Source organism: Algihabitans sp. (assembly GCF_965226985.1).
Taxonomy (GTDB): domain Bacteria; phylum Pseudomonadota; class Alphaproteobacteria; order Kiloniellales; family DSM-21159; genus Algihabitans.
Genome location: NZ_OZ245712.1, coordinates 3,177,979 through 3,191,254, shown reverse-complemented (window position 1 = coordinate 3,191,254; position 13,276 = coordinate 3,177,979). Strand labels below are relative to the sequence as shown.

At 65.2% G+C, this 13,276-nt stretch carries 12 protein-coding genes; 8 read left to right on the top strand and 4 right to left on the bottom strand.

The features are described 5' to 3' along the window. Positions 1–20: 20 nt before the first annotated feature. Both ACO054_RS14560 and ACO054_RS14555 read right to left on the bottom strand, forming a co-directional pair. Positions 21–536 (bottom strand): DinB family protein, encoded by a 516-nt coding sequence (locus tag ACO054_RS14560; protein ID WP_421707312.1) that lies wholly within the window; start codon positions 534–536, stop codon positions 21–23. 95 nt (positions 537–631) lie between these two features. Next, the gene (locus tag ACO054_RS14555; protein ID WP_421707311.1) at positions 632–1,594 is read right to left on the bottom strand and encodes a LysR family transcriptional regulator; all 963 of its coding nucleotides are present in this window, start codon (positions 1,592–1,594) and stop codon (positions 632–634) included. Positions 1,595–1,714: 120 nt separating this feature from the next. On the opposite strand from ACO054_RS14555, the gene ACO054_RS14550 reads away from it, so the two are divergent. The 7 genes from ACO054_RS14550 to hisD all read left to right on the top strand — a co-directional run bounded on the left by ACO054_RS14550 (position 1,715) and on the right by hisD (position 9,899). Further along, on the top strand, positions 1,715–2,743 hold the full coding sequence (locus ACO054_RS14550; protein ID WP_421707310.1) for a D-cysteine desulfhydrase: 1,029 nt from the start codon (positions 1,715–1,717) through the stop codon (positions 2,741–2,743). Between the two features lie 21 nt (positions 2,744–2,764). Further along, positions 2,765–3,997, top strand: coding sequence for a DegT/DnrJ/EryC1/StrS family aminotransferase (locus tag ACO054_RS14545; RefSeq protein ID WP_421707309.1), 1,233 nt, complete (start codon positions 2,765–2,767; stop codon positions 3,995–3,997). After that, the gene (locus ACO054_RS14540) at positions 3,994–4,818 is read left to right on the top strand and encodes an aspartate/glutamate racemase family protein (RefSeq protein WP_421707308.1); all 825 of its coding nucleotides are present in this window, start codon (positions 3,994–3,996) and stop codon (positions 4,816–4,818) included. The genes ACO054_RS14545 and ACO054_RS14540 overlap by 4 nt, the downstream gene beginning before the upstream one ends. After that, on the top strand, positions 4,815–5,789 hold the full coding sequence (locus ACO054_RS14535) for a glycine betaine ABC transporter substrate-binding protein (protein ID WP_421707307.1): 975 nt from the start codon (positions 4,815–4,817) through the stop codon (positions 5,787–5,789). The genes ACO054_RS14540 and ACO054_RS14535 overlap by 4 nt, the downstream gene beginning before the upstream one ends. 141 nt (positions 5,790–5,930) lie before the next feature. Next, positions 5,931–6,968, top strand: a complete 1,038-nt coding sequence (locus ACO054_RS14530) for a quaternary amine ABC transporter ATP-binding protein (protein ID WP_421707306.1) — start codon at positions 5,931–5,933, stop codon at positions 6,966–6,968. Beyond that, positions 6,965–8,554, top strand: coding sequence for an ABC transporter permease (locus ACO054_RS14525; protein WP_421707305.1), 1,590 nt, complete (start codon positions 6,965–6,967; stop codon positions 8,552–8,554). Before ACO054_RS14530 ends, ACO054_RS14525 begins: the two co-directional genes overlap by 4 nt. 76 nt (positions 8,555–8,630) lie before the next feature. After that, positions 8,631–9,899 carry a histidinol dehydrogenase gene (gene hisD / locus ACO054_RS14520; protein ID WP_421707304.1) on the top strand — a complete coding sequence of 423 codons (1,269 nt, stop codon included), beginning with the start codon at positions 8,631–8,633 and terminating at the stop codon, positions 9,897–9,899. Between the two features lie 80 nt (positions 9,900–9,979). Here hisD and ACO054_RS14515 read toward each other — a convergent pair whose 3' ends face one another. Then, positions 9,980–10,519: a hypothetical protein gene (locus tag ACO054_RS14515; RefSeq protein ID WP_421707303.1), complete on the bottom strand. Its 540-nt coding sequence runs from the start codon at positions 10,517–10,519 to the stop codon at positions 9,980–9,982. A 201-nt stretch (positions 10,520–10,720) separates the two neighbouring features. Between ACO054_RS14515 and ACO054_RS14510 the strand changes: the two genes are divergently transcribed. After that, positions 10,721–11,623 carry a phytanoyl-CoA dioxygenase family protein gene (locus ACO054_RS14510; RefSeq protein ID WP_421707302.1) on the top strand — a complete coding sequence of 301 codons (903 nt, stop codon included), beginning with the start codon at positions 10,721–10,723 and terminating at the stop codon, positions 11,621–11,623. Positions 11,624–11,678: 55 nt separating this feature from the next. Here the strand turns inward: ACO054_RS14510 and ACO054_RS14505 are convergent, their stop codons facing one another. Then, complete coding sequence (locus tag ACO054_RS14505; RefSeq protein ID WP_421707301.1) at positions 11,679–13,079, bottom strand: esterase-like activity of phytase family protein; 1,401 nt, start codon at positions 13,077–13,079, stop codon at positions 11,679–11,681. Between the last annotated feature and the right edge of the window lie 197 nt (positions 13,080–13,276).

The following is a 13,276-nucleotide window of genomic DNA, read 5'->3' as shown; positions in this document are numbered from 1 at the left end:
CCCCCGCGGCTGGCTGTAGGTTATGCTCCAGTCGCACTTTGAGGCATCGCCGGAATGTCCGTTGGTTCGGGTGCGGCGCCCAAGGCCGTGAGCATGGCGTGTATCTGTCCCCGATGATGGGTTTGGTGGTTGAAGAGGTGAACGACACAGATCGCCTTCGACATCTCAATCCGCTCCGAGCCGTCGAGCGGATACCAGGCGACGGTGCCGCGCAAGTCTCTGTCCGTAAGGCTGTCCGCCCAGTCTGCGATCTCCGCATCGCGCGCCGCACGTAAGCTCTTGAACTCGGACCAGTCCGACGGTTCGGTCAGCGAGTGTGTGATCGTATCCTGCGGGCGTTCATTGCCTTTGATGCGCTCGAGCATAAGGGCATCGGCCCAATAGAGGTGGTTCAAGGTCGCTGCCGCGGACTTGAAGAATGCCCCCTGATCCGCCCAGCGCTGGCTGTCGGTCAAGCCGTCGGCAGCCGTGACGAGAGACGTGTTCTGCCAGCTGTTGTAGCGTGCCAGCACGCGGCAGTAGTCGGCCGAAATCATCTTTCAGTGCCCCAATTTGGAGACGGGATTTTGAGAACGCCGGTCGCTTTGCGTCGAGACTCAGGCTGCCCCCTCCGCCGTTGTCGACGGTACTTCTACTGCTCTGTGCCGGTGCTGGACCGCGCGCTTGTGCGCGAAGGAATCGCATCGTCGCGTGTTCCGTCCGGCGACAAGACCGTTACCGTCCGCCACAGGCGTTCCTCAGCCGGCGATTTCGGCGTGGTGAGTCGCAGGGCGGTCATGGAGAGGTCGCGGGTCGGCAGAGTTCCGCTCAGGTCCGTCAGACTGCCGCGCTCGATCTCGCCGAGGGCCAAGGACCTTGGAACCCAGGCGATCCCGACTCCGGCGACGGCCAACTGAAGGGCGGCGGGGGTCAGGGCGGTTTCCGCCTTTCTTTTCAGGAAGCTGCGCGCGGGCAGCTGCGGAAAGATCTCCGTCTCGAGCAGGGTGCCGAAAAAAACGTCGGAGGGATAGGCGATGATCGGCAGTTCGCCGAGCGCGTAGGCTTCGTTCAGCTGGGGCAGGCGCTGGGTCGCATAGACGGGCAGCAGCTGCTCGCGGCCCATAGGGCAGCGCTCCAGAAAGCTCTCATCGGCTGCCAGCCTGTCTGCGTCGCTCTCGTAGATCAGAATGAGGTCTGCCTGCCGCGTCATCAAGAGGACGAGACATTCGTTGCGGTTCGCCGAGCGCAGACGGATGCTCAGATCCTCCCGATCCGAAAGGCGGTCGACAAGATTGGGCGCCATAGCTGTGGTGATGGCGTGCTGACTGGCGATGATGATCCGGTTTTGGGAGGTGCGGTCCTGCCGCTTAAGGTCCAGCGTCAGCTGGCGCAGACCGGCGGCCAACTCCTGCATGCGCTGGCGCTGATCGAAGAGAGACGCTTTGATCTGCACCGGCTTGCGCGTGCGGTCCAGCAGCTCGACGCCGATATGCTCCTCAATCGCGCGAATGCGGCGGGAAAAGGCCGGCTGCGTCGAGAAGCGTTTCTCGGCGGCGCGGCTGAGCGAACCGCTGTCCATCACGGCCAGAAGGTCTTCGATCCAGTCGAGACGCATGGGAGCTCTCTAATATGCGATTTCGACATGTTACTTCAAAAAATTGGCATTTGCGTCAAGAGGGTGAACGGGCAAACATCGAAATCCGCAACACTCGGCATCCGATGGAAGGTCCGCATCATGCATCTTGCCCGTTTCCCGCGCATTCATCTGGCGCACCTGCCGACGCCGCTGGAAAAGATGGACCGCCTATCCAAGGAACTCGGCGGGCCGGAGCTCTGGATCAAGCGGGACGACTGCACGGGCCTGTCCACCGGCGGCAACAAGACGCGCAAGCTGGAGTTCCTGATGGCCGAGGCCGAGGCCGAGGGCGCCGACATGGTGGTGACCCAGGGCGCGACCCAGTCCAACCACGCGCGCCAGACCGCCGCCTTCGCGGCGAAACTCGGCCTGGATTGCCATATCCTGCTGGAGGACCGCACCGGCTACGAAGACAAGAACTACCGGGAGAACGGCAACGTCTTCCTGGACTATCTGCATGGGGCGACGGCCGAGAAGCGTCCCTCCGGCCTGGACATGCATGCCGAGATGGAGGCTGTGGCCGATCAGCTGCGCGCCGGCGGCCGGAAGGTCTACGCGATCCCCGGCGGCGGCTCCAACCCCACCGGAGCGCTCGGCTACGTCAATTGCGCGCTGGAACTGGTCAATCAGGCCAACGAACGCGGCCTGAGGATCGACCGCCTCGTCCACGCTACCGGCAGCGCCGGGACGCAGGCCGGTCTCGTGGTCGGCCTGCAGGCGATGAACGCCGGGATTCCCCTGCTCGGGGTCGGCGTTCGCGCACCCAAGCCGAAGCAGGAGGAGAACGTCTATAAGCTGGCGGTGGCGACGGCCGAGAAGCTGGGCTGTCCGGGGGTCGTGGCCCGTGAGGACGTGGTGGCCAACACCGACTACGTGGGCGAGGGCTACGGCATCCCGACACCTGGCACGATCGAAGCGATCGAGATGTTCGCCCAGCTCGAGGGCATTTTGCTCGACCCGGTCTATTCCGCCAAGGGCGCGGCCGGTCTCATAGATCTCATCCGCAAGGGGCATTTTCAGGAGGGCGAACGCATCGTCTTCCTGCATACTGGCGGATCAGCAGCGCTGTTCGGCTACACGATGGCGTTCGATTACGCACCGTTGTCCGAGCCGATGGCGGCGCAGTAGCGGCCCAGGGAGGCGCGTCGCATGTCCCTCCGACCATCGCCCGAGGGGGCTCTGCGTCCCTTTACAGGCAGCTTCACGCAGCCGGAGCCGATCGACGAGGAGGCTATCGCGGCGGCCGTCGCAGTGCTGCGGTCGGGACGTCTGCATCGCTACAACACGCTCGGTCAGGAGCTTTCGGAGGCCGCCCTCCTGGAGCGCGACTATGCCGCCTATCAGGGCAGCCGCTATTGTCTGGCTTGCGCGTCCGGCGGTTACGCCATGCAGGTCGCCCTGCGCGCCGCAGGTCTGCAGCCCGGTGAGGCGGTCCTGACCAACGCCTTCACGCTGGCGCCGGTGCCGGGGGCCGTCGTCAATGCCGGCGGTGCGCCGATTTTCGTCGAGACGACTCGCGATCTCGTCATCGATCTCCAGGATCTCGAGACGAAGCAGGCGGACAGCGGGGCGCGTTTCCTGCTGCTGTCCCATATGCGCGGCCATCTGGCCGACATGGACCGTCTCGCCGCCTTCGTCGCGGCCAAGGGGCTGGTCTTGATCGAGGACTGCGCTCACACGATGGGGGCCCGCTGGCGCGGCCGGAACAGCGGAAACTTCGGGCTGGCCGGCTGTTTCAGTACCCAGACTTACAAGCATCTCAACTCCGGCGAAGGCGGTTTCCTGACCTCCGACGACGCGGAGTTCATGGCGCGCGCTATCGTGCTGTCGGGTTCCTACATGCTTTACGAACGCCACGGCGCCGCGCCGGACCCGGACGTCTTCGCCGACATCCGGCTGGAGACGCCCAACTGGTCCGGCCGGATGGACAATCTGCGGGCCGCCGTGCTGCGTCCGCAGATCGCCGATCTGGACGCCGCCTGCACGCGCTGGAACGAACGCTACCGGACGGTCGAGCGCAAACTGCGCGCCGTCGACACTCTTGAGGTCCCCGTGCGGCCGCCCGAGGAACACTATGTCGGCAGCTCCATCCAGTTTCTGATCCCCGGCATCTCGGCCTCCGCCGCGCGCGATTTTCTCGCCGCCACCGGGGCGCTGGGCGTCGAGCTGAAGTGGTTCGGCGACGAGGAACCGGTGGCCTTCACCAGCACTCACAAGAGCTGGCGCTACGTCGCGCCGCAGTCGCTGCCGCAGACGGATGCGATTCTCTCCGGGTTGTTCGACATGCGTCTGCCGCTCGCCTTCTCCCTGGAAGACTGCGCGCAGATCGGCGACATCGTCGCGGCCTGCGCCCGGACGCTGGCGGGCAGGAGCGCTGCATGACGGCGGGTCCGCCGGCCTCGGTTGCCCCGACCTCGGTTGCCCCGACCTCGGCTGCCAAGGCGCCCGTGGGTATTCTCGGCGGCATGGGGCCAGAGGCGACGGTTCTGCTGATGGCCCGTGTGCTGGCAGCGACGCCGGCCGAAGATGACCGGGATCACGTGCCGCTGCTCGTCGATTGCAACAGCCAGGTTCCCTCGCGCATCGAGGCGCTGATCGAGGGAACCGGCGAGAGTCCCGGCCCCGTGCTGGCCGCGATGGCCGAGCGTCTGGTGGCCATGGGCGCAACGGCACTCGCCATGCCTTGCAACACGGCCCATGCCTATCTGCCGGATATTCGGGCCGCCGCTGGCGGGGTGCCCGTTCTGGACATGATCGGCCTGACCGTCGAGCGGCTGGCAAACCTGCAACCAAAGCCGGAACGGGTGGGCATGCTCGCCTCGACGGCAATCCAGATCACCGGCCTCTATGGGGAGGCTCTGGGCCGCCACGGCATGCAGGCGCTTTTCCCTCGGCGCCAGCCCGAGGTGATGGAGGTCATCCGCGCGGTGAAGCGCGGATCCAACGGCGCCGCCGAGCGGGCGGCCCTGGCGGAGATCGCCGCCTCGCTGGTCGAGGAGGGCGCCGACGCGCTCGCCATCGCCTGTACCGAGATCTCGGTGATCGCCGATTGTCTACCTGAGGTAAAACCGAGTCTCGACGCCATCGATGTATTGGCGGATGCTATCGTCGACAGTACGACACTACAAAACGCCGTGCTTGGGCCGGGCCCGGCGAGTGAAGTCAAATCAGTTGGCCAAAAGAACAGGGAGTTTGCAACGTGATCAAGTCAAGCACACGGCTTGCCCTTGCGGCAGGCGTCTTCAGCATGGCGTCCATTTCGACGGGCGCTCCGGGGGCCTCCGCCGCCGATCTGGTTCTGGGCGTTCCCAACTGGCCGGCGGCCAGCGCGACGGCTAACGTTCTGAAGTTGGTGATCGAGGAAAACTTCGGCCTGGACGTCGAACTGCAGAACGGCACCAACCCGATCATCTTCGAGGCCATGGACCAGGGATCGATGCATCTGCATCCCGAGGTCTGGATGCCGAACCAGCAGAACCTGCACGACCGTTACGTCAAGGAAAACGCCTCGGTCGTGATGAACAACAATCCGGTCCAGGCCGAACAGGGCATGTGCGTGCCGAGCTACGTCGTCGAGGAGTACGACATCCGCTCGATCGAGGACCTGACCGATCCCGAGAAGATGGCGATCTTCGACAAGGACGGCGACGGACGACCCGAAATCTGGATCGGTGCACCGGGCTGGGCCTCCACGGCCATCGAGCGCATTCGCGCCAAGTCCTACGGCTACGACGAGGTGCTCGATCTTCAGGAATACGACGGAACCGTCGCCTGGGGCGCGCTCGGGACTGCCGTTGATGCCGGCGAACCCTGGCTCGGCTTCTGCTACGACCCGCACTTCATCTTCGTCGCCTACGACCTGACCTTCCTGGAAGAGCCGGAGCACGATCCCGACACCTGGACGATCATTCAGCCGACCGACGATCCGGCCTGGCTGGAAAAGTCCCAGGCTTCGACCGCCTGGAAGGGGGCGACGCTGCACCTGCACTATGCGGCCAGCATCCAGGACGAGTTCCCCGAAGTCGCGGCGATGCTCGACTCCTACAAGATGCCGTCGGAAGCCCTCAGCGAAATGGGCTATGCCTTGACGCTCAAGGACATGGACCCAGCGGTCTTTGCCCGTCAGTGGGTGGATGAGAACGAGGACGTCGTTCTCGGCTGGCTCACCCAGTGACTTTCTGACCCGTAGCGACCGCGGGACCGCCAGCTTCAGTAGGCGGTCCCGCGCCTCGTGCTTTCGGTCCTACTGACCGGGCCGGAAGCTAGGCCATAACCCGGGCCAAAACAGGGTTCAGAACAACGGGGGATTCCGGCTATGACGGAACCGGTGGTCGAACTTTCCGGAGTCTGGAAAGTGTTCGGCGCGCAGGCGGCCGAGACGATCGCGGCGGCTCAGGCCGAGGGCATTTCCAAGCCCGAGGCGCTCGACCGTTTCGGAACGGTGATCGGTGTCCGCGACGCGAACTTCTCGGTCGCGCGCGGCGAGATCTTCTGCATCATGGGACTGTCCGGCTCCGGCAAGTCGACACTGGTGCGCCACGTCAACCGGCTGATCGAACCGAGCGCGGGCACGATCAAGGTGCTGGGCCGCGATGTCGGTGCGATGACGCCACCGGTGCTGCGCGAGATGCGCGCACGGCACATCGGCATGGTCTTCCAACACATGGCGCTGATGCCTCACCGCTCGGTGCGCGACAACGTGGCCTACCCGCTGGAGGTGCGCGGCGTCCCGAAGTCCCGCCGTTGGGCGGTCTCCGAACACACTCTGGGACTCGTGAACCTGGACGGTTATGAGGATCGGCTTCCCAAGGAACTGTCTGGCGGCATGCAACAGCGGGTTGGGATCGCGCGGGCGCTCGCCTCGGATCCCGAGATCCTGCTGATGGACGAACCTTTCTCCGCGCTCGATCCGCTGATCCGGTTGCAGCTTCAGGATCAGTTCAAGGCGCTGGTGGACGAACTCAAGAAGACGACCCTCTTCATCACCCACGATCTCGACGAGGCGATCCGCATCGGCGACCGCATCGCGATCATGAAGGACGGCGTGATCGTGCAGATCGGCACGCCGGAGGAGATCGTCACCCACCCGGCCGACGACTACGTCCGCGAGTTCGTGCAAGGGATCTCCCGTCTCAAGCTGGTGCGGGCGCATACCATCATGGAGCCGCTCTCCGAGGCCGAACGGGTGGCGCTGAACGGGGCGCCGCGCGCGGACGGCGACACCGATCTCGACACGCTGATCAATCTCTCGGTTTCCGGCGAGGCGCCCGTCATCGTCACGGAGGGCGGCCGGGACGTCGGCGTCATCACCAAGTCCACCTTGCTGCGCGGCATTCAGGGAGGAAGCGGATGAACCCCCAGACCCTGGCGGATACGCCCGCCGAACCTCCCGTGTCCTCGGCATCCACCGTCTCGGCCGTCGCCGACATTCAGGTGGATCACGCCGAACTGGACGCCTCCATCGCCCGTTTCGTGGAGCGTAACCCGGACTACTACGCCAAGGCCTTCCATCGTATCCACGACACAACGCGCGGCATCCCGCTGACCTTCAACTGGGCGGCCGCCCTGTTCGGCCCCGCCTGGGCCGCCGCGCGGGGCGCCTGGGGATTCTTCTGGGGCTTCCTGATTCTTGAGATCATCGCCTGGGTCCAGATCGGGCGGGGTACCTGGGGCGAACTGGGGGCGGAGAACCTGACCCGCGCCGTTCGGCAGGAAGCGCGCGCGCAGGATTTTCTGGAGCGCGCCGAGGCGGCGCGCCTGGCCGGCGAGGATCCGAGCCGCTTCGAAACCCTGGCCAACAACTTGCTACGCGCGGCGGAGCGAAGCCGCGAGACCGCCGAGGCGGCCGCAGCCGACGCCCTGATGATCCTGGTGACCGGTCTCATTCTCCTGCTGGTTCTGAAGCTGGTTCAGGGCGTCTGGGCGAACATCGTCTATGAGAAGCAGTATAGCCGCTGGCGGATCGACCCGGAGTCCGTCTTCTCGGGCGTTCGGCCGCGGAATTTCCTGTTGGGACTGCTGTTGATCGCAGCCGTCGCGCCCCTGACTATCTACCGCTTCACGGTCGAAAACGTGCCATCGGTCTTGGCCGGCTTCCCGGCCGATCCGGATCACTACGCGCTCTCCGCGCGCTGGCTGGAAGCCCAGATCGACGCGGCGGCGCGCGGCGGTTCCGGCGCCTTCGACTCCATCGTGCTCGGCGTACGCGGCGTGCTCGATACGATCTCCCTGGCCTTGATGGGCACGCCCTGGCCGGTGGTGATGACGGTGATCTGCGTCGTGGCTTGGCGTTCGGCGGGACCGCGCGTCGCCATCTTCACCGCCGCGGCCATGGCCTACATCGCCTTCCTGGGCTACTGGGCCATCGCGATGGAGACCGTGGCCCTGGTTGGGGCGGCGGTGGTGATCTGCGTGATCGCCGGTATTCCGCTGGGTATCTGGTTCGGCAAGTCGCAGCGCGCCTACCGCTTTGCCGAGCCGGTGCTGGATCTGATGCAGACCTTGCCGGCCTTCGTCTACCTGATCCCGATCATCGCCTTCTTCGGAACCGGCAATCCGCCTGGGATCCTGGCCACCATCATCTTCGGCATGCCGCCGGTGATCCGGTTGACGGCGCTCGGCATACGCGGCGTGCCGGAGAGCATCAAGGAGGCGGCGAGCGCCTTCGGCGCGTCGCGCTGGCAGATCCTGAAGGATGTCGAATTGCCTCTGGCTCTGCCGTCGATCATGACCGGCGTCAATCAGACGATTCTGATGTGCCTGTCGATGGTGGTCATCATCTCGCTGATCGGCGGTGGCGGCCTGGGCCAGGTCATCCTGGAGGCTCTGCAGTTCGCGGCGAAGGGCCCCGGTCTGTTGGGCGGCTTCGCGATCCTCTTCGTCGCCATGGTGATCGACCGGATCGTCCAGGGCGCGTTCCGCCGAGCCGATCAGAAATAGGGTGAACCGGAGACGAAGCCGGTCAGGGATGAGACCGGTCGAAACCAACCTGAGAGACAGCAACGAAAGACCGACGATGACGATCGAATACCTGAAGAAGGCGACCGCGCCGGCGGAGGCGGCCGAGCGTGATCTGCGAGAGACCGTGCAAGGGCTGCTCGATCGAATCGAGCAGGGCGGCGATGAGGTCGCGCGCGATCTCGCGCGGACCTTCGATCGTTGGGAGGGCGATATTCTGGTCTCGGAGGAGACGATAGCCGCTGCCGAAGCGCAGCTCTCCGAGAAGCTGAAGTCGGACCTTCGTTTCGCCCACGACAACATCCGCCGCTTCGCCGAGGCGCAGAAAGCGACCATCGCGCCCTGTCAGATCGAGGTGGTGCCCGGTGTCTTTGCAGGACAGAAGCACATTCCCGTCCTGACCGCCGGTTGCTACGTGCCCGGCGGGCGCTACAGCCACGTCGCCTCTGCGATCATGACGATCACCACGGCGAAGGTCGCGGGTGTGGAGCGCATTCTCGCCTGTTCGCCGCCGCAGCCCGGCGTGGGCATTCCGCCAGCCATCCTCTACACCATGAAGCTCTGCGGTGCCGACACCATCCTCAACCTCGGCGGTGTACAGGGCGTGGCGGCGATGGCCTTCGGCCTGTTCGGTCTGCCGGAGGCCGACATTCTCGTCGGGCCCGGCAACCAGTACGTCGCGGAAGCCAAGCGCCTGCTGTTCGGCCGCGTCGGCATCGACATGGTGGCCGGCCCCACGGATTCCATGGTGCTGGCCGACGAGACGGCGGATGCGGAAACCGTGGCCTGGGACCTGGTCAGCCAGGCCGAGCACGGCGCCAACTCTCCGGTTTGGCTGGCCACGACCGACCGTGCGTTGGGCGAGGCCGTGTTGCAGCGCGCACCCGAGCTAATCAAGGCCTTGCCGGATCTCAACGGCGCCAATGCGGCCGCGGCCTGGCGCGACCATGCCGAGGTGCTTCTTTGCAGCGACCGGGAGGCCATGGCGCAGGCGGCCGACAGCTACGCGCCCGAGCATCTGCATGTCCAGGCGGCCGATCTCGACTGGTGGCTCAGCCGGCTGCGCGCCTACGGGTCGCTTTTCCTGGGGGCCGAGACGACGGTGTCGATGGGCGACAAGTGCACCGGGCCGAACCATGTGCTGCCCACCTCCCGCGCGGCGCGCTACACCGGTGGCCTGTCGGTCCACAAGTTCATGAAGACCGTCACCTGGCAGCGGGGGACGGCGCAGGGCATTCGCGAGATCGCCGCTACGACCGCGCGCATCTCACGCCTGGAAGGCATGGAGGGACATGCCCGGGCCGCCGATCTGCGTTGTGCGTCCTGACCTGTTGACCGGCCTCTACAGGCTCTCGCTGCAAGTCGGACCCATTCCGTCCCCACCGCAGCCGGAGCCCTGTGTCCGCTCTACATTCCGGCCCAGTTTCGCAGCTCTCTCATGTAGTCGCTGAACTCGTCGGGAGTCTCGTCGACCCGATCGCGTAGACCGTTGTGGCAGTCCAGTATCCGGGCGACCAGGAAGTCCCCGCGCCCGATCGCCTGCAGGTAGCCGGTCAGCGCCAGGCGGGCATGGCTCCAGTCGGCGAACAGAGGATCGCTGAAGTCGCTGCCCACTTCGCGCATCAGCAGATCGGACTCCCTCCAGGCCGCCCGAATGCTGTCGATGCAGTTGCCCAGGGCGATCGATGAGGAGAAGTATCCGCCGAATTCTCGCGCGAAGCCATGCTCCCGCAGCAGCTCCAGGAAGGTCGCGTCGGCCGATGTCGGGCGCTCGTGGTAGCGGGCGACGAAGTCCTCCTCCGTCAGGATCCTCAGCGCCTGCTGCAGGGCGCCGCAGTTGGCCCGGAAACGCAGGCGCAGGGCCAGAAGCTGGCCGCCGACGCCATAGACCCGGTCGCTTAGGGCGGGGAGGGCGCTGGGTTTCTGCGCCAAGCTCTGCATCAACATCGGACTTTCCAATCGTATCCTACACGCGAACGATTTCTACCCCATTCGGGTAGTCTAGAGAAGCGCAAGGCTTCGCAGCCGTCTCGATGCCAAGCAGACCTCGGTTTTCGCCAGGTCCCTTGTCTCTGGGCCTGGGCAGTCGGGTCTTGGCGTAAAAGCATGAAGGCGTATGATTTGGCATAATACGCCGAGGAGGATCGAATGCAGCCTGAAGAAATTCTTGCCCATCCGCCGCGCGTCCTCAGCCAGGACCAACGGAGCTTCTACCTTGAGCAGGGATATCTGCTGGTCGAGAGCTTGATTGATGCCGAGGTCGTCGACAGCTTGAATCGGGTGACGGCCGCCTTCGTCCAAGCAAGCCGGGGACAGCGCGAGAGCGACGAGATCTACGATCTTGCGCCGGGGCACTCGGCGGAGGTTCCCCGTGTCCGCCGGATCAAGACGCCGGACGCGCAGGACAAGGCCTACTGGGACTTCGCCTGTGGCCTGCTGGCGGATGTCGCCGCCGATCTGGTAGGCCCCAACGTGACCTTCCACCACTCGAAACTGAACTTCAAATGGGCGGATCCGGACGCGACGGCGAACGCCGTTCGCTGGCATCAGGATGCGCCCTTCTATCCCCACACGAACTACAGCCCGCTCACCATCGGGACCTATCTGACGGACGTCGCGGCGGAGGATGGGCCGCTCAAGGTCCTGCCCGGAAGCCAGGAGGGGCCGCTCTACGACCACTACGATGCGGCCGGGAACTGGACCGGCTGTCTGAGCGACGCCGATGCTGCCAACCTCGATATCAGCAAGGCGGCCGTGTTGGCCGGCCCGGCCGGTTCGATCACGCTGCACAACTGCCGTACGGTTCATGCGTCCGAACCGGCCCGCAGCGCGACCGCACGACCGCTGCTGCTCAATGCCTATGCCTCGGCCGATGCTTTCCCCTATACCGCCAATCCATCGCGATCCCACCACGACCGAGCACTTCTGCGCGGCGAAGTCGTGCGCTGGGCGCATCACGACCCGCGACCCGGTCAGGTGCCGCCTGACTGGTCGAGTGGCTATAGCTCGATCTACGCCGCGCAGTCCGGTGAGGAGCTGGTGGCGGAGTAGATTTGAGACGCGCGGTCGGCCAGCTCGCATGACAAGCTGGCCGACCGCGCGTGCCTTATCGCAGGGGCGCTAGCATGTCGGCGACCTCCAACAGGATGAACTCGTTGTTGTCCGCCGTCCCGATCTCGCGCCCGGTGGAAAAGGGCAGGTTGTTGTCGTTCGCCACGATGATGTGGCGGTCGTCGACCAGATCAACGTCTTCGATAGTCACGAAGGGGAAGGTAAAGACCCCGTCGATCGTGCCGCTGAGGGCGACGCCGTCCGGGTCGGCGATGTCGAGCAGGTCAACGTAGCCGATCTTGGCGACCGTGCCTTGGGCGTCGACCTGGCCGAAGTCGACCAGATAGACCCGCTTGAACTGGGCCGGTGCGTTGAAGCAGTCAGGCGCCGCGGCGCCATTACAGCCCAGGCGCGGGTCGCCCTCGTTGCCGTCGCGTTCGATCACCAGAGCCAGGGTGTCGCTGATCATGTTGAAGTCGCCGATGTTGTGGCCGTCGGCCTCCAGGGTGTAACGCCACTGGTTGCCGGTGAAGGTGCCGGTCTCGACATCCAACTCGATAATCCGCAGAAACTGACTTCCGTTCTGGCGTTCCCAATCGCCGGCCTCGGAATCCCATAGCGGGGCCTCGAACATCGGGCGCAGAAAGCGGCCATCCGTCGTCTGGGCCATGCCCTCGAAGCCACGGCTGCGCCGAACCCGGAAGTCGACCGTTCCGTCGGGCGTGGCGGGCAGGCTCAGGCTGTGGTGGTCCGGCGACTTGACGACCTCGCCGTCGACTTCGGTTTCGAGGAAGCGCACGACGCGGCCGTCCAGGTCGGTTGCGAAGATGTAGGGACCGAATTCGTCGCCGAACCAGATCAGATCGCCGACCGGCTGAATGCCCTCCAGGTCGAAATCGCCGCCGGTCAGGTAGCGCGTCTCGGTGGCCTCGGTGACGATCTGGAAGGGTACGACCCCGTCGGGATCCTGCAGGAAGATCGTCTCAAGCAGTTCGACGCGTCCGCTTTCGAAGTCCGGCCTGACGCGCAGGGCCATCAGCATTGCATCGGGCGAGTTCGCCTTGTTTCCGAAGCCATTGTCGATCAGCACCAGGAACTCTCCGTCGCTTAGCGACTTGATGCCGGAAAAGCCCTGGATCGGCTGGCCAGTGAAGGGCAGGAACAGTCCGGTGGTGCGGGGCGCGGTGGGGTCGGACAGCCAGGTCTGGCCCTCGCGGCTGTAGAGGCTGTCGTCGCGCAGACTGTCCGGACCGGTGAACTTGCCGGAGGTATGGAAAAGGCTGGGCGCGTCCGCCGGCGCGGGAACGAAGGTGCTGGCCGGCAGGGCGGCATGGCCCACCAGCTTGGCCTCGAACTTGACGGCGTCTTCTGCCAGCGCCGCCTGCGCCGCGAGAAGCTGTGCTCCCAGCAGAAGTCCAGCAGCCGCCAAGCTGCCTTTACCGCGCGTGGTTTGCATTCCGGCCTCCCATATTTGCTGTCTGTTGGTGACGGTTGGAAGCTAGCGTTGGGAAATCACGAGTCTGTTGCGTCTCCATGACGCTTTCGTGCTAGTCCCGGCACAGCTTCATGACGATCTGGAAAAGGGCGAGGCTCTGCGCCCTCGACCTGTTCGCTTAGCGTCCTGCCGCACCGATCAGTCAAGAGACGGAGAAG

Excerpts from the sequence above, each read along its gene's own strand:
- ACO054_RS14530 (WP_421707306.1), top strand. The coding sequence starts at position 5,931 with ATGACGGAACCGGTGGTCGAACTTTCCGGAGTCTGGAAAGTGTTCGGC.
- ACO054_RS14545 (WP_421707309.1), top strand. The coding sequence starts at position 2,765 with ATGTCCCTCCGACCATCGCCCGAGGGGGCTCTGCGTCCCTTTACAGGC.
- ACO054_RS14515 (WP_421707303.1), bottom strand. The coding sequence starts at position 10,519 with ATGTTGATGCAGAGCTTGGCGCAGAAACCCAGCGCCCTCCCCGCCCTA.
- hisD (WP_421707304.1), top strand. The coding sequence starts at position 8,631 with ATGACGATCGAATACCTGAAGAAGGCGACCGCGCCGGCGGAGGCGGCC.
- ACO054_RS14510 (WP_421707302.1), top strand. The coding sequence starts at position 10,721 with ATGCAGCCTGAAGAAATTCTTGCCCATCCGCCGCGCGTCCTCAGCCAG.
- ACO054_RS14505 (WP_421707301.1), bottom strand. The coding sequence starts at position 13,079 with ATGCAAACCACGCGCGGTAAAGGCAGCTTGGCGGCTGCTGGACTTCTG.
- ACO054_RS14540 (WP_421707308.1), top strand. The coding sequence starts at position 3,994 with ATGACGGCGGGTCCGCCGGCCTCGGTTGCCCCGACCTCGGTTGCCCCG.
- ACO054_RS14550 (WP_421707310.1), top strand. The coding sequence starts at position 1,715 with ATGCATCTTGCCCGTTTCCCGCGCATTCATCTGGCGCACCTGCCGACG.
- ACO054_RS14555 (WP_421707311.1), bottom strand. The coding sequence starts at position 1,594 with ATGCGTCTCGACTGGATCGAAGACCTTCTGGCCGTGATGGACAGCGGT.
- ACO054_RS14525 (WP_421707305.1), top strand. The coding sequence starts at position 6,965 with ATGAACCCCCAGACCCTGGCGGATACGCCCGCCGAACCTCCCGTGTCC.
- ACO054_RS14560 (WP_421707312.1), bottom strand. The coding sequence starts at position 536 with ATGATTTCGGCCGACTACTGCCGCGTGCTGGCACGCTACAACAGCTGG.